Genomic DNA, 16,395 nt, shown 5'->3' on the forward strand with positions numbered 1-16,395 from the left:
CGTAACGAGAGAGGAGTGAATGGCGCCGCCGAGGATCGACGAGCCGGCGAGCATCCGCAGGGAACTCGTCGAGAACCACCACCCGGCCCACAGTCTGCGGTAACGCAGCCGGGTCCGCGGCCGCCACACCGGACGCGACGACAGGCTCGCCGACGGCCCACGGGCCACCGGCCCTCAGGCGTCGACCACGACCCCGACCGGACTCACTGTGCGGCAACGATTCCCATGCCGCGGCGCGGTGCCCGGCGATGGGAGGCGGGCCGGTCGTACCGCCCACGTGCCGACGCCGTCCACGCCGGCACTCCACCGCCCCGGACAGCACCGGCGCACAGACCTCCGCCGTCCGCCGATTACGCTGTGCCGGTGCGTGATCTGGCGGACGGGTTCCGATACCTCGTGCAGGGGCAGCGCTGGGTGGCGGCGCATCGGCGGTCGCTGGGCCTGGGCCTGGTGCCCGGGCTGATCTCCCTCGTGCTGTATCTGGCGGCGCTGATCGCGCTGGTGATCTTCGCCGGTGACATCGCCGAGTGGGCCACCCCGTTCGCCGATACCTGGTCCTCGCCGTGGCCGGGGTTGCTGCGCGGATTCCTCGCGGTGCTGCTGGTGGCGCTCGGGCTGCTGCTGTCGGTGGTGACCTTCACCGCGGTGACGCTGGTGATCGGGCAGCCGTTCTACGAGACGCTGTCCGAACGGGTCGACCGCTCCCTGTCCGCGGACGGCTCCGCGCCCGAGTCCGGCCTGCCCTTCCTGCGCGAGCTGTGGATCTCGGTGCGCGACGGCGTGCGCATCGTGGTGCGCGCCGCCTGCTGGGGCATCCTGCTGTTCGCCGCCGGATTCCTGCCCGTGGTGGGCCAGACCGTCGTCCCGGTGCTGGGCGTCTGCGTCACCGGCTACTTCCTCACCCAGGAACTCACCTCGGTGGCCCTGGCCCGCCGCGGTATCGTGCTGCGCGAACAGCTGTCGCTTCTGCGCACTCGCCGAAAGCTGGTGTGGGGCTTCGGAATCCCACTCGCCGCGGCGTTCCTGGTGCCGTTCGTCGCGGTATTCCTGATGCCGGGCGCCGTCGCCGGAGCCACCCTGCTCGCCCGCGACCTGTGCGGGGACGAACTGCCCGCTCAGCGAGACTCGTTGCCTCGGTAGATATCCCGGTGCAGCAGGCGGTCACGGTGTTCCTGACGCTCGGTGCGGTCGCGGGCCATACCTCCGACGCTGGAGCACCGTGACGGCCGACCCGCCACTCCCCTCCATCGGCTCACGACCTGTGCGGGAGCCATCTGCACGGCCGGCCGCTCACGAACCCGGCGTGTGGCGGCGGCTCGCCATCGCGGTCAGCGTGGCGGTGGCCAGGCAGACCGTCATGAGCACCGCCATCGGCAGCGCGCTGGCGGTGCCGAAGAGTCCGACGAGTGGCGCGGCGGCACCGCCCAGCAGGAACTGGCCGCTGCCGAGGAGTGCGGAGGTGGCGCCGGGCGCGTCCCTGCCCAGCTCCTGGGTCGCCGCCGTGACGGCCGGGAAGTACAGTCCGAACGCCGTGATCATCACGAACAGGCACGTCCAGGTGACGGCGGCGGATCCGCCGGTGACCGCGACGCTCGCGACGAGCCCGGCCGCGGCCGCCAGGCTGCCGCCGATTCCGGTGATCATCAGCCGGACGGTGCGCACGCGGGCGACCAGCCATCCGCACAGGGCGCTGCCGGCCATCGTGCCGAATGCGTTCACGCCGTACACGACGCTCGTCGCGGTCGGCGAGAAGCCGTAGATACCTTCGAAGACGAAGGTCGACCCGGCCACGTAGACGTACACGGCCGCACCGCCGAAACAGATGCTGAGCACGGAGAAGACCAACGCGGGCCGACCGGAGACCTGCCGCATCGCGCGCAGCATCGCCAGTGGCCGGGCGGCCGTGCGCCGCACCGGCGGAAGCGATTCGGGCACCCAGATCACCACGGCCGCCAGCTGTGCCACGCTCAGCAGGGCCAGCACCACGAACACCATCCGCCACGACGCCACACTCAGCACCGCACCGCCGAGGAGCGGCGCGAGAACCGGCGCAGCCGACGTGATGGCGGCCATCGCGGAGAACTTCCGCGCCGCCGACGTGCCCTCGAACAGATCCGTGATCACGGCACGGGAAACGACCATTCCCGCCGCACCGGCGACGCCCTGACCCAGCCGCGCCACGTCGAGCACCGCGGCGGTCGGGGCGAGCGCGCACGCGACCGAGAGAATCGCAAAGGCCGACACACCGGCGAGGAGGACCCGGCGGCGGCCGACCGCGTCGCTGACCGGGCCCAGGATCAGCTGTCCGGCCACCACGCCGACCAGGAAGGCGGTCATCGAGAGCTGAACCGCGGACGGTGACGCCTCCAGGGACCGGGCCAGGTCGGGCAGGGCCGGGACATACATGTCGGTGGCCAGCGGCGCGGCACCCGTCAACGCGGCCAGAGTGATGATCAAGCCTGCGCCGCTGCGATTTTCGGTGTCCGCCGCCGACCGGGTCACAGTGGCCCCGCCGCGCCCGGAGCCGACGGAGAGGGCGCGGCCCCCGGCGCGTCCGCCAGCTGCCGCATCAGATCCGCCGCCACGCGAAGCACCGCTCGCTCCGCGGGGCTCAGCGTCTCCGCGATTACCTGTGCGAGCCAAGCATTTCCGTCGTGCACATGGTCGGTCAACGCCCGCCGGCCCGGCTCGGTGATCGTGATCACCTGTTGTCGCCGGTCCGATTCGTCCGGGGACCGGCCGAGAAATCCGGCCGCTTCCAAACCGTTGACGGTCCGGGTCAGCGACTGCGGCTGCAGGCCCTCGATGGCGGCCAATGCGGTGAGGGTCAACGGCCCGCTGTGCCGGAGGTTCGCCAGGATCGAGGCCCCCAGCCGAGTGAGCGCGTCGTCACGCCCGGGCTGCTGAGACCGCAATCGCTGCGACAGCCGCGACACACCCCACCGCAACTCCTGCGCGGCCTCCAGACTCTGATCATCCATAGAACAAAGCTAACACTTAATAACTGAGATATCTAACACGGCCAACATCAATATTTACTAAGCACTGGCGTCGTTTTAGGTTTACCGGCAGGGCTCCTCCAGGGCACCGCCCAGCCCTGGACGACGGCACCGTGCGGACGACGGCACCGTGCGGACGACAGCACCGTGCGGACGACAGCACCGTGCGGACGACGGAGGTGGCGGCCACGCCGATGTGCCGCCGCCTCCGCTCCACGGGGCACTCCCAGCGACGATCGTCGAACCGGTCGTCTCCCCGGCGTCGGCAGGGATCTACCACCGCCTCATTGCCGCGCCACACCACGAAACACGATGTGGCAGGCGGCGTGATCATGCACCGAGTGCGGCGGGTTCGTTCCGGATCGGGTCGGTGGCGTCGACCAGTTCGTCCCAGTGTTCCTCGGCCCATGCGCAGATCGCTCGCAGCGGTTCCAGCATGCTGACACCCAGCACGGTCAGCTCGTAGGTCACCTGGCGGCCCTCGACCGTCCTGGCGACCAGGCCGAGGCGTTCGAGGGTGCGCAACGACTGGGTCATGACCTTGGGGGTAATGCGTGCCAACGGGATTCGCAACTCCGAGTATCGGCGCGGGCCGTCCGCGAGGCACACCACGATCAGGGCGCCCCATTTGTCGCCGATGCGGATGGGTGTCAGCGCGGACGGGCACAGTTCGTCGAACATCTGCGGGTCGAGCGGGCGCATACCGCCAGCTTAGCGAGCAGCGAGGTATCCGAACGGATACCAGCCGCCTCGCTATCGTCGCCGCCATGACCGACATCATCGTTTTCGGAGCAGGCGGCCGCGCGGGCCGCGCCATAGCTACAGAGGCACAGTCTCGCGGGCACACGGTGACCCGGGTCGTGCGCGCCCCCTCCCGGCACCCGGATCTCGACGCGCCGGCGGGGGACGTCACCGACGCCGACCGGATCGCGAAGCTGTCCGCCGGGCATGCCGTCGCCGTGCACGCCGCGGCCGACCTGGGCACACCGGCGAGCGAATTCTTCCCTGCGGCTATGCGGGCGCTGCTCACCGGGCTCGCCGACGCGGGCGTCCGGCGACTCGTCGCCATCGGCCTCGCCACGGGCCTGACCGGCACGGACGGCGTCCGCCTGAGCGAGGCCATGGATCTGCCGCCCGAACACCGGGACTTCATCCTCGGCCACGGACGCGGAACGGATCTCCTGCGAGCCGCCGACACCGAAATCGAATGGACCATCGTGGCGCCGGCCGGCGACTTCGACCACACCGGCGCCCCGGTCGGCCGCTACCGGATCTCCCCCGGCGACCCGAACCTGCGCATCACCTACCCGGACTTCGCCCGCGCGGTACTCGACGAGATCGAACATCCGGCCCACTCCCACACCTTCTACGGCGTCACCGCGGCGTAAACCGCACCCGCCATCCCGGCGTACCCGCCAACCCGACGCACCCCGCCATCCCGGCGTACCCCGTCGACCCGACGCACCCGTCATCCCGGCTCATCCCGGCGCGCTTTCGGCCGGGATCCACTCCGCACAAATGGATTCCGGCAAAAAGCGCGCCGGGATGACGGGCTATCACGCGGGGATGACGCGCCGGAACGACCGACTATCACGCCCGAACGACGGATCGGTATGACGGACGGCGGTGCCTGGAATCAGCTGCGGCGCATCGGGATGTGGGAGATGCCGTCCTCGACGTACTCGTCGCCGTCGGGGGCGAAGCCGTGCTTGGTGTACATGTCGACCAGGTAGGTCTGGGCGTTCAAGCGCACCGTGGCCGAACCGGTTTCGGCGAGTGCGGCTTGCAGTACGCGGGTGGTGTAGCCGTGCCCGCGGGAGGTCTGAGCGGTGCACAGCCGGCCGATGCGGAACGACTTCACGCCGTCCTTGTGCTCCTCCAGCAGCCGCAGGGTGCAGATGATCTCACCCTCGTCCTCGAGCCAGATGTGCCGTGTCTCCGGCAGCAGGTCGAGCCCGTCCAGCTCCGGATACGCGCACTTCTGCTCGACGACGAAGATCGCGACGCGAAGCTGCAACAGCTTGTAGAGGGTCGCGGTATCCAGATCCGCGGCCCACGACCGTTTGAGGGCAACCGTTGACATCATCGCGTCTTGCTATCACATCGGTCAGCTCTGCGCGACTCCGGCCGGCACCGGCGTGTTGCCGGATGCACCGCCGCCGACCACGGCCTCGGCCTGATTCAGCTGCAGCGCCTTGCTGGTCCAGTCCCACACCTCGCTGTAGAGGCCCTGGTTGTCCGAGAGCTTCACACCCAGCGACGGCACCATGGCCTTCAGCTTCGGAGTCCACTCGTCGTATTCGCGGGGGAAGCACCGCTGCAGCACGTCGAGCATGGCGCTGACACAGGTCGAGGCGCCGGGCGAGGCACCGAGCAGGCCGGCCACCGAGCCGTCGCCGGCGGCGATCACGGCGGTGCCGAGTTCGAGCACGCCGCCGATGCCCTTACGGCGGATGATCTGCACGCGCTGGCCCGCGGTGATCAGCTCCCAGTCGTGCCCGTCGGCGCGCGGGATGAACTCCTCCATCGTGTTCACCTTGCCCGCGGGCGACTTGAGCAGCTCGCTGACCAGGTACTTGACCAGGCCCAGCTCGCTGGCGGCGACGCCGAGCATCGGCGTGACGTTGCCGGCGCGCACCGACTTCACGAGATCGGTCAGCTTGCCGTCCTTCAGGAACTTCGGCGTCCACCCGGCGTACGGACCGAACAGCAGGCCCGGCCGGCCGTCGATCACGCGAGTGTCCAAGTGCGGCACCGACATCGGCGGCGCCCCGACGGCCGCCTTGCCGTAGACCTTGGCGTTGTGCTGCCGGATCAGCGCCGGATCGGTGCAGCGCAGGAACTGGCCGCTGACCGGGAACCCGGCGAAGCCCTTGATCTCGGCGACCCCGGACTTCTGCAGCAGCGGCAGCGCGTAGCCGCCGGCGCCGACGAAGACGAACTTGGCGTTCACCGTGCGGGTCGTGCCGGTGCGGGTGTTGCGAGAGCGGACATTCCAGCTGCCGTCGGACTGCTTGTCCAGGTCGAGCACCTGGTTGCCGAACGCGATCTCCACGCCGGAGGCGCCCAGGTAGGCCAGCAGCTGCTTGGTCAGGGAGCCGAAGTTGATGTCGGTGCCGCGATCGCTCCAGTTCAGCGCGATCGGATCGGAGAAGTCGCGGCCCTTGGCCATCAGCGGCAGCCGGCGCGCGAATTCGTCGGGGGTGTCGATGTACTCCATCCCCGCGAACAGCGGGTGGCGGGCCAGCGCCTCGTAGCGCTTGCGCAGATAGTCGACGCCGTCGGCACCGTGCACGAAGCTGACGTGTGCGATCGGGTTGATGAACTCCGACGGATCGCCGAGCACCCCGTTCTCCACGGCGTAGGCCCAGAACTGCCGCGACACCTGGAACCGCTCGTTGATGTCGACCGCCTTGGACACGTCCACCGAGCCGTCCGATTGCTGCGGGCTGTAGTTCAGCTCGCAGAGGGCGGAATGGCCGGTGCCGGCGTTGTTCCACGGGTCGCTGCTCTCCGGGGCCGCGGCGTCCACCCGCTCGAACATGGTGATCGACCAGTCGGGCTGCAACTGACGTAGCAGCGCACCGAGGGTGGCACTCATGATGCCGGCACCGATGAGTACTACATCGGTCTTTTCAGTCATCGCAGCGTTCGGCACGGGTAGATCGACTTCCTTGTCCTGCGGCGGGTAGCGAGCTTCAGCGGGAAGGTTACCCGCCGTTCACTTCAACCCAATTCTGCCCCTCACCATGCCCGTTTCCGAACCGGGCGACACCAGGTGTCCCGAACTTCACTCCACCTGCCGCCGATGAGCGGGTCGAATATCGTGGAGCTGTGACGAACGAGACGCCGGTTGCGCCCGTCGATACTCCTGCCTGGCGGGCCGATGTGCTGGGCGACGGGTACGAACAGTTGACCATTCCGCTGGGCGCCGACCCCGACGGCGAGGGCACCGTAGAGGCCACCCTGGTCCGCCACACGGCGGGCGATCCGGGCACGGCCCGGGGCACCGTGCTGTATCTGCACGGGTTCACCGACTACTTCTTCCAGAAGCATGTGGCCGAGCACATGTCCGCGCAGGGCTACCGGTTCTACGCGCTGGATCTGCGCAAGTGCGGCCGGTCGCGGCGGGCCGGGCAGACCGCGCACTACGTCAGCGATCTGTCGCTCTACGACGCCGAACTGCACGCGGCGCTGCGCATCGCCCGGGCCGAGACCGGGCTGCCGGTGCTGCTGATGGCGCACTCCACCGGCGGACTGGTGGCGCCGCTCTGGCTGGATCGGCTGAACCGGTCGGAAGAGGGTGCGGGCCAGGACATTACGGGGTTGGTGCTGAACAGCCCGTGGTTCGATCTGCAGGGACCGGCGTACTACCGGACCATCGGCACGGCGGTCATCAAGGGCCTGGGGCGGTGGCGTGGCGGGATGCGGCTGCCCGGCAGCGAGCTGAGCACCTACGGCGACAGCCTGCACCACAGCGTGTCCGGCGAATGGGACTACGACCTGGACTGGAAGCCGCTGACCGGCTTCCCCGTGCATCTGGGCTGGCTGCGGGCGATCCGGCAGGGGCACGCCCGCCTGCAGCGCGGCCTGGATATCGGGGTGCCGGCGTTGATCCTGCGCTCGAAGGTGACGAAGTTCATGCGCCGGTACGGCCCCGCGGCCGATGTCGCCGATACCGTGCTCGACGTGCGCCAGATCCAGCGCTGGTCGGGCTGCCTGGGCGACCGGACCAGCATCGTGCCGATCGAGGGCGCCCGCCACGACGTGTTCCTGTCCTCGGCGGCGGTGCGCGACGAGGCGTTCGCCGAGCTGGATTCCTGGCTGGCGTGGCTGGCCGGGTTCACCGCGAAATCCACACCCGCACACTGACACTCGACCGGGTTACCGGAGGCCCCGCTGCATCTGAGGGCCCCTGCTTCACCAGAGGCCGCTGCGCAGGACGATCTCGGTGGCCAGTTCCTGGCCGGCCTCGGCGGCGACGTGGTCGACGTCGACCTGGGTGACCCGGAACTCGCCGAATACGTGCCGGGCGCTCGCCTCGGCCGCGGCCCGGGGCAGCCGCTTCGTGCCGATCACGGTGGTGGGCAGTTCCACGGGCGGGCAGCTGGGGTCGGGGGCCGCGCCGTCCGTGCCGGGGGCGGCGGGATGCGCGCGCCCGGCGACGACGAGGCCGATGAACCGGCCGAAGCCGCGCGCGCCCAGCTGCCAGGCCAGATCGGCGCCCGCACCGACGCCGGCGAGGTTGGCCCACGGCACGCCGAGCTCGTCGAGGATGGCGTGTACGCCCTCCCGGTCCAGATCATCGAGTGCTTCGATGACGATCGTGCGCAGGTCGGAGGTGTGCAGCCGCTCGCACACGCGGTCGTAGACATCGACCGGGTCGCCCGCGTCGGGCAGCAGCAGCACGGTGTGCCGCGAGGAGGGCCCACCGATGCGCACGGTCCACTCGCGGTCCTCGACCGCGATCCGCCGACTTTCCATGCCGACTCACGCTACACGTCGACGCCATCCCCGACCGCGTGTTACTGACCACCCTGCGGGGCAGTGAACGCATGCCCGCGGCTCCGGCCGCTCATTTGTGGAATGTCACTGCCGCACGCACCCGGGAACGCGATTCGTGGTTGCCCGCGCATCCACGGAACGGCGGTTCCGGCGATGGTCAACGCCCGACGGTGAGGGTCGGCAGGCCAGGCGTCGGGCCGGCGGTGAGCAGTCGCTCGAGGTGGTCGAGATCGAGGTGCTTCTCGATCAGGTCGGCCAGGAGGTCGAGCTGTTCGGCACGCACCTCGGACACCGAAACATCGTCCGCGGGAACGAAACCCGAACGGCCGGCTGTCGCCGCTACCGCCCGGAGCCAACCGCGCCGGAACTCGTCGGATTCCATCAGACCATGCAAGTGCGTACCCCAGATCGCGTCGCGCACGCTTCCTTCGGCGCCGCCATCGGACAGCTCGAGCCAGGCGGGGTCGCCGCTGCGACGCACGCGCCCGTGATGAATCTCGTAGCCGTGCACCGGAACCGGCCCATCTACCGCCTCGTGCGAAGCCCCCGACTCGGCCGGGGCAGACCGCCCCGGGGCCGCGTCCGGCACACCCGGCTCGGCCGACCGCAGCCGGTCCGGGCCCCCGAGGCCGTCGCTCCGGCCGAGCGCCCGTCCCGCGATGCGGCGCAACATCTTCGGGTCGGCGAACTCGATCTCCAGATCCAGCAGGCCGAGGCCCGGTACCGTACCGGCGGCGGACTCGACCTCGTCGTGAATGCGTCGGCCGAGCATCTGGTAGCCGCCGCAGATGCCCAGGATCGGCCTGCCGGTGCGGGCACGGCCGACCAGCGCGTCGGCGATTCCGGTGCGGCGCAACCACTCCAGATCGCTCACCGTCGACTTGCTGCCGGGCAGCACCACCAGGTCGGCATCGGCCAGCCGGGACGGATCGGCGACCCAGCGCACCGCGACACCGGGCTCGCAGGCCAGGGCCTCGACGTCGGTGGAATTGGAGATGCGCGGCAACCGGATCGCCGCGACGGTGAGCCATGCGGTGCCGGCGGGTGGTTGCGAGCGGCCCACCGGTGCGTCGGCGACGGTCCCCAGCGAGTCCTCGGCATCGATCCACAGGTCCTCGGCGTAGGGCAGCACGCCGAGCGTGGGCCGCCCGGTGAGCGCGGTCAACCGGTCGATGCCCGGCCGCAGGAGATCGACGTCACCGCGGAACTTGTTGACGATGAATCCCGAGATCAGTTGCTGGTCTTCGGGTTCCAGGATCGCCACGGTGCCGAACAGATGCGCCAGCACTCCCCCGCGATCGATATCGCCGACGAGCAGCACCGGCAGACCGGCCGCACGAGCCAGCCCCATATTGGCCAGATCCGTTGCCCGCAGGTTGATTTCGGCGGGCGATCCGGCACCCTCGCAGATCACCACGTCGTATTCGGCGCGCAGCGCGGCCAACTCGTCGACCACGACCCGCCGCAGCCGGTCCCGATGCCGGAAGTAGTCGGCCGCCCCCACGGTATCGACGGCCGCACCCCGCACCACCAGTTGCGAGCGCCGGTCGCTGCCGGGCTTCAGCAGCACCGGATTGAACCGCACGCTCGGCTCCAGCCCGCACGCGCGCGCCTGCAACGCCTGGGCCCGCCCGATCTCCCCGCCGTCGAGCGTCACCACCGAATTGTTGGACATGTTCTGCGCCTTGAACGGCGCCACCCGCACCCCGCGCCGCGCCAGCATCCGGCAGATCCCCGCCACCACAACGCTTTTCCCGGCGTCGGAGGTCGTGCCGGCGACCAGCAGCGCACCCTTCACGGAAGGGTCAGGATCTCGGCGCCTTCGTCCGTCACCACCAGGGTGTGCTCGAACTGGGCGGTCCACTTGCGGTCCTTGGTGACCACCGTCCAGCCGTCGTTCCAGATCTCGTAGTCGATGCCGCCGAGGTTGATCATCGGCTCGATGGTGAACGTCATGCCCGTCTCGATGACCGATTCGATGGCCGGCTGGTCGTAGTGCAGGATCACCAGGCCGCTGTGGAAGGTGGGGCCGACGCCGTGACCGGTGAAGTCGCGCACCACCCCGTAGCCGAAGCGGTTGGCGTAGGACTCGATGACGCGGCCGATCACATTCAGTGCCCGGCCCGGACGGACCGCCTTGATCGCCCGCTTGGTGGCCTCCTCGGTGCGCTCCACCAGCAGCCGCACCTCCTCGTCCACCTCGCCCGCGAGGAAGGTCGCGTTGGTGTCGCCGTGCACGCCGTCGATGTAGGCGGTGACGTCGACGTTGACGATGTCGCCGTCCTCGATCACCGTCGAATCGGGGATGCCGTGGCAGATCACCTCGTTCAGCGAGGTGCAGCACGACTTCGGAAAGCCCTTGTACCCCAGCGTGGACGGATACGCGCCGTGGTCGCACAGGTACTCGTGCACGATGCGGTCCAGCTCATCGGTGGTCACGCCCGGCGCGACCGCCTTTCCCGACTCGGCGAGCGCCTGCGCGGCCAGCTTGCTCGCGAGCCGCATCTTCTCGATCGTCTCCGGCGTCTGCACCCAGGGCTCGCGGCCCTCGTTGACGGTCTTCTTCCACGCGTACTCCGGACGCTCGATCGAGCGCGGGACCTCGCGGATCGGCGACTGGGTTCCGGGGACGAGTGGCTGGCGGGTGCGGACAGACATGCGATCAAGCGTATCCGCAAGGACGGCTCACGTGCTCGGCACGCCGTTCCTCGGCCCTTATCCGCCACCCGGCAGGTCCGGCCGGAATACAACGGCGGTGTACCCCGTTCCTTTGGTTGCCATGTCCACCACATAGAGTGGGAAGAAACGAGGAGGCATCGTGCAGTTCGGAATCTTCAGCGTCGGGGATGTCACCGCCGACCCGACCACCGGCCGGACCCCGAGCGAGGCCGAGCGCATTCAGGCGATGGTCGCCATCGCGCTGAAGGCCGAGGAGGTCGGGCTGGACGTGTTCGCCACCGGCGAGCACCACAATCCGCCGTTCGTGCCGTCGTCGCCGACCACGATGCTCGGCTACGTCGCCGCGCGCACCGAGCGGTTGCAGCTGTCGACGGCGACGACGCTGATCACGACCAGCGACCCGGTCAAGATCGCCGAGGACTTCGCCATGCTGCAACACCTGGCCGGCGGCCGGGTCGATCTCATGATGGGGCGCGGTAACACCGGGCCGGTGTACCCGTGGTTCGGCAAGGACATCCGCGAGGGCATTCCGCTGGCGATCGAGAACTACCATCTGCTGCGCAGGCTGTGGCGCGAACCGAGCGTGAACTGGCAGGGCAAGTTCCGCACGCCGCTACAAGGCTTCACCTCGACGCCCGCGCCGCTGGACGGCACGCCGCCGTTCGTGTGGCACGGGTCGATCCGGTCGCCGGAGATCGCGGAGCAGGCCGCCTACTACGGGGACGGCTTCTTCCACAACAACATCTTCTGGAACGCCGAGCACACCGCGCAGATGGTGAACCTGTACCGGCAGCGCTACGAGCACTACGGGCACGGCGCCGCCGACCAGGCCGTCGTCGGGCTGGGCGGCCAGGTGTTCATGGCCGAGACCGAGGCGGCGGCCAAGAAGTTCTTCCGGCCCTATTTCGACAATGCGCCCGTCTACGGGCACGGGCCGTCGCTGGAGGAGTTCACCGAGCTGACCCCGCTGACCGTGGGAACGCCGGAGCAGGTGATCGAGCGGACGCTCGGATTCGCGGACAACGTCGGCGACTACCAGCGCCAGCTCTTCCTGATGGATCATGCGGGCCTGCCGCTGGAGGTGGTGCTGGAGCAGCTCGAGATCCTCGGCCACGAGGTCGTCCCGGTGCTGCGCAAGGAGTTCGAGGCGCGTCGCCCGAGCCATGTCCCGAGCGATCCGCCCACGCACGCCTCGCTGGTGGCCGCCGGGCCCGAGGCGCCGCATCATCTCGTCGAGCCGGCCCGCGAGCACATGCTCGCCGAGGCGCGGAAGGAGTGATCGTGAGCCGTACCGTCGTCGTCCTCACCGCCGGACTGTCGCAGCCGTCCAGCACGCGGCTGCTCGCCGACCAGCTGGCCGGTGCCGTCGACGCGGCGGTCACCGCCCGCGGCGAGTCGGTGGAGTTCGAGGTCATCGAATTGCGCGAGCTGGCAACCGATCTCGCGTCCACCCTGACCACCGGCGGCCTGCCCACCCCGGCGGTGGCCGCCGCGCGGGACAGGGTGTCGGCCGCCGACGGCCTCATCGCCGTCACGCCGGTCTTCGCGGCGAGCTACAGCGGGCTGTTCAAGATGTTCATCGACGTCCTGGACCCCGACGCCCTCAACGGCATGCCGGTCCTGATCGCGGCCACGGCCGGAACCCCGCGCCACGCCCTGGTCCTCGACCACGCCATGCGCCCGCTGTTCAGCTATCTCCGGGCCGTCGTCGTGCCCACCGGAATCTTCGCCGCCACAGAGGATTTCGGAACATCCGGGCTCACCGACCGGGTCCGCCGCGCCGCCGCCGAGCTGGCCCGGCTGGTGGTCGCGGAGGACACCGCGGTCGGCGGGTTCCTGGGTGAGGAACGCCCCCGCACCTCCGGAAACTCGCTCCCCTCCCCCACCCCGTTCGCCGAACTCCTCGCCGGTCACACAGGCGAGCCGGCGGACCGGGGTCGTTAGCACCGAGGCCACCCGACCGCACCGGACGGTGCCTCACGGCAGGCGCAGGAAGCTCCGGACGTCGTCGTACCCGTCGATGGCCCGGCCGTCGACGTCCGACGGGTCGGCCTCGGCTCGTGCCGCCAGCGACTTCGCCAGGGCGAGGGCATCATCGCCGAGATGCCCGAAACGCCGGACGGTGTGGCCCAGGCACAGGCACGCCGGCCCGAGCAACGGACTACCCGGCACCGCCCGTGTCCCGACCTGCACGCACCAGTACTCGACGAATTCCCCGTCGTCGTCGTTCAAGGCAGTTCCGATCAGGACACTCGCTGCTTCTCCCTCGACCGTGCGGTCGCGCAAGGCCCGCTCCAATGTCTCGGCCACGACCTCGTGAGGCAGCGCGGGCGGATTGTCGAAACTCCGATCAGAGTGCACACCATCTCCCTCGACATCGACTGCGTTCGAACGTCGCCGACCGGGACGGCCTGCGGTTCAGCAGTGGGAAGGGGCTACCAGCAACGGGATTCGGCGTAGATCGTCGAGTGTCCAGGGCATGCCCGCCAGCGCGCTGACCACGCGCATACAGATGTCGAAATCGGGCTCGCCCGGCTCGAGATAATCCAGCTCGACGCTACCGGCCGCCTCGAACGCCGCACGGAGTTCGGGCGGCATCTCGGCCGGATCGGTCTCTAGGTCGAGATCGTCCACGTTGATCCAGGCGAGTTCGTCGCCGTCGGCGTAGTACGTCAGGCTCGCATCGGCATTGATGGAGAAGTGGCTCGTCGCCGCGATCCGGCCCGCGGCCGACAACACGTGCACGTCGCCGAACGTGGCCCCGGCATCGTCGTACACGAAGGTCCATTCGCCGACTCGGCCTGCCAGCAGCGTCATGTCGCCGAGCTCCGGCTCGATTCCGAGAGCCGCCGCGGGCAGGGATGCCCGCCAACCGTCCGGCTTGCGCTCCGGCAACTCGCACGGCTGGATCAGCCGCGGATCGGCCCCCAGCGCTTCCAGCGCCGCGGCGGGTTCGAGCCCCCTGACCACATGGACGGAATGGTTGGGATCATCGTCCGCCAGCCCGCTGATCCACAGCGGACAGCCCTCGTCGTCCAGCGTATTCGGCGGAAATCCGGGTGTTGCCAAACCGTCCTCATCTCTCTCGACCGCCGACACCCTAGTCCACGGTCCCGACAGGGAGATTCGTCGCGGCAGCCTTATGTCGAAGCGGCGGTCGCAAATCCATCACATTGGCATCGGCCGGCGCAGACCCCTCCGGTCCAACTGCCCGAGCCGATCGGCAAGGCACACCAACCTGAATGAGTTCGGCCCGAATGAGCTTCCGCACCAAGGTGCTCCATAAACGATGGGCTGTCGGAGCGCTACGAGACCCGAATACCGACGTTGTACCGACTCGAAGTGCCCTTGTGTCATGCCGGCGAGCCAACCGTTGCAGGTCGGCGATGTACTGCAGCACCGGTGGTCCATAGTCTTCGGCCAGCGACCGGGAAGCTCGCCGGAAGCGGTCGATCATCGCGTTGTTCCACCGGCTGATCGCCTCGAAGCTGTCCTCGCGGCTGGTGTGCCGGTGGTGCCGATGAATCAGAATCGCGTTGAACTTCGGCGTGCCCGTATCCTCCTTTCAAGCAGGCGGTCCGAAATTTCATGCCGACACGATCGAGGGGCACGTGATATCGAATAAGAGGGCTCGTGCCGTGGCACACCGATTGCTCGCACCGCGCGTTGCCTATCTCATCGGAACGAAAGATGATACCGGAGAACCGGACCTCATTCCCGTTTCCAACCTGACATCGGCATCAACCGATCCGCAGCACGTGGTCGTAGCGGTCTTCAAGGAATGGCAGACGTACTACAACCTGATGATAGCGCCCGGGTTCACCGTAAGTGTCCCGACGTACAATCAACTGGATGCAGTCTGGAAGCTCGGATCAAAGTATTCAAAATTTCCGGTCGACTCTATACGGGAAAAACTACAGACTTGTGGTATAGAGCTCGATCATGAGCAGGCGAGCTACGGTCCGATCGCACCATTCGGTATCGGTTGGATGAACTGCCGGATTGTTGCTCGGATAGATCTGTCCGGTAACCATGGAATTTTTGTGGGTGAGGTGGAGAATGTCTGGTTCAATCCACAGTTCCTTAACTCTGACGGCACGCCGAAAGGTTCTGTCGAACCAGTAATGCAGCAGACCGGAAACGTATTCACCACTGCGGACGGGTTGGCCGCTCTACCTTACTTTGCAGACGATTGATCCCATCACCGACCTCGCCCGTCATCATAGTGCCGACGGGACATCCGTATCGACGCCTCACGCGCATGACCTCACGCACAGGGCTACGACGCGAACCCGTTCCCGCGTAATGTCTTCCACGACTCTCAGGGCTCGGGGATGGGGACTCCGAAGGTCTCGCGGGTGATGTCCTCGGGCTGCGGGCCGCCGCGGATGCCGGTGTCGAGGGCGTCGATGGCGGTGAGCCGGTCGGGGGTGAGGTCGAAGTCGAAGATGTCGAAGTTTTCCGCGATGCGTGCGGGGCGCACCGATTTCGGGATGGCCTGGCGGTTCTGCTGGAGGTGCCAGCGGAGCATCACCTGGGCGGGGGTCTTGCCGTGTTCTGTGGCGATTGCGCCGATCACCGGGTCCTCGAGGGTCGAGCCGTGCGAGCCGTCGCGGTAGAAGGTGATGCCGCCGATCGGGGACCAGGCCTGGTTGAGGATGCCGTGCTCGGTGTCGACGGCCAGCAGTTCGGACTGGCGGAAGTACGGGTGCACCTCGATCTGGTTGACCGCGGGCACGATCTCGGTCTCGGCGAGCAGCCGGGTGAGGTGATCGGGCATGAAGTTGGAGACGCCGATCGCGCGGACCTTGCCCTCCCCGTAGAGCTTCTCCAGCGCCCGGTACGCCTGAACCGTCAGGTCGAACTCCCCCGGCAGGGCCTGGTGCAGGATCAGCAGGTCGATCACCTCGACGCCGAGCTTCCCCGCGCTCTTGTCGAAACCGTGCAGGGTCTCGTCGTAGCCGAAATCGCTGATCCAGATCTTCGTCTCGAGGAAGATATCGTCGCGGCCGACCTCGGAGCGGCGCACGGCCTCGCCGACCTCGCGCTCGTTGCCGTACGCCGCCGCGGTGTCGATGTGCCGGTACCCGGTCGCGAGGGCCGACTCGACCGCCGCGATGGTTTCGTCCGGCGGGGTCTGATAGACGCCGAACCCGAGGGCAGGCATCGTGACGCCGTTGTTCAGGGTGAAACTCGGGATTGTCATATTTCG

Annotated in this window: 17 protein-coding genes; 6 read left to right on the forward strand and 11 right to left on the reverse strand. The window is 68.5% G+C overall.

Annotated elements, in window-relative coordinates; genetic code table 11:
* Positions 1–363 precede the first annotated feature (363 nt).
* Positions 364–1,140, forward strand: a complete 777-nt coding sequence (locus D892_RS0137895) for an EI24 domain-containing protein (RefSeq protein WP_024806246.1) — start codon at positions 364–366, stop codon at positions 1,138–1,140.
* A 150-nt stretch (positions 1,141–1,290) separates the two neighbouring features.
* On the opposite strand, the gene D892_RS0137900 is transcribed toward D892_RS0137895, so the two are convergent.
* From D892_RS0137900 to D892_RS43125, 3 genes are all read right to left on the reverse strand, one after another.
* Positions 1,291–2,457: a multidrug effflux MFS transporter gene (locus D892_RS0137900; RefSeq protein WP_232236264.1), complete on the reverse strand. Its 1,167-nt coding sequence runs from the start codon at positions 2,455–2,457 to the stop codon at positions 1,291–1,293.
* Between the two features lie 41 nt (positions 2,458–2,498).
* Positions 2,499–2,981, reverse strand: a complete 483-nt coding sequence (locus tag D892_RS0137905) for a MarR family winged helix-turn-helix transcriptional regulator (RefSeq protein ID WP_024806248.1) — start codon at positions 2,979–2,981, stop codon at positions 2,499–2,501.
* 348 nt (positions 2,982–3,329) lie between these two features.
* A complete protein-coding gene (locus D892_RS43125) occupies positions 3,330–3,701 on the reverse strand; it encodes a helix-turn-helix domain-containing protein (protein WP_036567780.1) in 372 nt (123 codons plus the stop codon).
* A gap of 65 nt (positions 3,702–3,766) precedes the next feature.
* Between D892_RS43125 and D892_RS0137915 the strand changes: the two genes are divergently transcribed.
* Positions 3,767–4,387 (forward strand): NAD(P)-dependent oxidoreductase, encoded by a 621-nt coding sequence (locus tag D892_RS0137915; RefSeq protein WP_024806249.1) that lies wholly within the window; start codon positions 3,767–3,769, stop codon positions 4,385–4,387.
* A 248-nt stretch (positions 4,388–4,635) separates the two neighbouring features.
* Here D892_RS0137915 and D892_RS0137920 read toward each other — a convergent pair whose 3' ends face one another.
* Together D892_RS0137920 and mqo are read right to left on the reverse strand one after the other, a co-directional pair.
* Complete coding sequence (locus tag D892_RS0137920; protein WP_024806250.1) at positions 4,636–5,085, reverse strand: GNAT family N-acetyltransferase; 450 nt, start codon at positions 5,083–5,085, stop codon at positions 4,636–4,638.
* Between the two features lie 21 nt (positions 5,086–5,106).
* The gene (mqo, locus tag D892_RS0137925; protein WP_084161393.1) at positions 5,107–6,642 is read right to left on the reverse strand and encodes a malate dehydrogenase (quinone); all 1,536 of its coding nucleotides are present in this window, start codon (positions 6,640–6,642) and stop codon (positions 5,107–5,109) included.
* A gap of 191 nt (positions 6,643–6,833) precedes the next feature.
* Here mqo and D892_RS0137930 point away from each other — a divergent pair, with 191 nt between their 5' ends.
* Positions 6,834–7,871, forward strand: a complete 1,038-nt coding sequence (locus D892_RS0137930) for an alpha/beta hydrolase (protein WP_024806252.1) — start codon at positions 6,834–6,836, stop codon at positions 7,869–7,871.
* A 48-nt stretch (positions 7,872–7,919) separates the two neighbouring features.
* On the opposite strand, the gene D892_RS0137935 is transcribed toward D892_RS0137930, so the two are convergent.
* The 3 genes from D892_RS0137935 to map form a co-directional block, all read right to left on the reverse strand.
* The gene (locus tag D892_RS0137935; RefSeq protein WP_024806253.1) at positions 7,920–8,483 is read right to left on the reverse strand and encodes a hypothetical protein; all 564 of its coding nucleotides are present in this window, start codon (positions 8,481–8,483) and stop codon (positions 7,920–7,922) included.
* A 178-nt stretch (positions 8,484–8,661) separates the two neighbouring features.
* Positions 8,662–10,302, reverse strand: a complete 1,641-nt coding sequence (locus D892_RS0137940) for a cobyric acid synthase (protein ID WP_024806254.1) — start codon at positions 10,300–10,302, stop codon at positions 8,662–8,664.
* The gene (gene map / locus D892_RS0137945) at positions 10,299–11,162 is read right to left on the reverse strand and encodes a type I methionyl aminopeptidase (protein ID WP_024806255.1); all 864 of its coding nucleotides are present in this window, start codon (positions 11,160–11,162) and stop codon (positions 10,299–10,301) included. The genes D892_RS0137940 and map overlap by 4 nt, the downstream gene beginning before the upstream one ends.
* 160 nt (positions 11,163–11,322) lie before the next feature.
* Here map and D892_RS0137950 point away from each other — a divergent pair, with 160 nt between their 5' ends.
* Complete coding sequence (locus tag D892_RS0137950) at positions 11,323–12,462, forward strand: LLM class flavin-dependent oxidoreductase (RefSeq protein WP_024806256.1); 1,140 nt, start codon at positions 11,323–11,325, stop codon at positions 12,460–12,462.
* Positions 12,463–12,464: 2 nt separating this feature from the next.
* A complete protein-coding gene (locus tag D892_RS0137955; protein ID WP_024806257.1) occupies positions 12,465–13,127 on the forward strand; it encodes an FMN reductase in 663 nt (220 codons plus the stop codon).
* A 33-nt stretch (positions 13,128–13,160) separates the two neighbouring features.
* Here D892_RS0137955 and D892_RS0137960 read toward each other — a convergent pair whose 3' ends face one another.
* On the reverse strand, positions 13,161–13,544 hold the full coding sequence (locus tag D892_RS0137960) for a hypothetical protein (protein WP_024806258.1): 384 nt from the start codon (positions 13,542–13,544) through the stop codon (positions 13,161–13,163).
* 57 nt (positions 13,545–13,601) lie between these two features.
* Complete coding sequence (locus D892_RS0137965) at positions 13,602–14,252, reverse strand: DUF6461 domain-containing protein (RefSeq protein ID WP_024806259.1); 651 nt, start codon at positions 14,250–14,252, stop codon at positions 13,602–13,604.
* 467 nt (positions 14,253–14,719) lie between these two features.
* Here D892_RS0137965 and D892_RS45980 point away from each other — a divergent pair, with 467 nt between their 5' ends.
* The gene (locus D892_RS45980; RefSeq protein ID WP_198037091.1) at positions 14,720–15,379 is read left to right on the forward strand and encodes a flavin reductase family protein; all 660 of its coding nucleotides are present in this window, start codon (positions 14,720–14,722) and stop codon (positions 15,377–15,379) included.
* 125 nt (positions 15,380–15,504) lie between these two features.
* Here the strand turns inward: D892_RS45980 and D892_RS0137970 are convergent, their stop codons facing one another.
* Positions 15,505–16,389, reverse strand: a complete 885-nt coding sequence (locus tag D892_RS0137970; protein WP_024806260.1) for an aldo/keto reductase — start codon at positions 16,387–16,389, stop codon at positions 15,505–15,507.
* Between the last annotated feature and the right edge of the window lie 6 nt (positions 16,390–16,395).

Origin of the sequence: Nocardia sp. BMG51109, assembly GCF_000526215.1 — a bacterium.
GTDB lineage: Bacteria > Actinomycetota > Actinomycetes > Mycobacteriales > Mycobacteriaceae > Nocardia.

Bases quoted from the DNA above. Each gene is read 5' to 3' on its own strand.
- D892_RS0137920 (WP_024806250.1), bottom strand. From the start codon at position 5,085: ATGATGTCAACGGTTGCCCTCAAACGGTCGTGGGCCGCGGATCTGGAT.
- D892_RS43125 (WP_036567780.1), bottom strand. From the start codon at position 3,701: ATGCGCCCGCTCGACCCGCAGATGTTCGACGAACTGTGCCCGTCCGCG.
- map (WP_024806255.1), bottom strand. From the start codon at position 11,162: ATGTCTGTCCGCACCCGCCAGCCACTCGTCCCCGGAACCCAGTCGCCG.
- D892_RS0137970 (WP_024806260.1), bottom strand. From the start codon at position 16,389: ATGACAATCCCGAGTTTCACCCTGAACAACGGCGTCACGATGCCTGCC.
- mqo (WP_084161393.1), bottom strand. From the start codon at position 6,642: ATGACTGAAAAGACCGATGTAGTACTCATCGGTGCCGGCATCATGAGT.
- D892_RS0137935 (WP_024806253.1), bottom strand. From the start codon at position 8,483: ATGGAAAGTCGGCGGATCGCGGTCGAGGACCGCGAGTGGACCGTGCGC.
- D892_RS0137915 (WP_024806249.1), top strand. From the start codon at position 3,767: ATGACCGACATCATCGTTTTCGGAGCAGGCGGCCGCGCGGGCCGCGCC.
- D892_RS0137905 (WP_024806248.1), bottom strand. From the start codon at position 2,981: ATGGATGATCAGAGTCTGGAGGCCGCGCAGGAGTTGCGGTGGGGTGTG.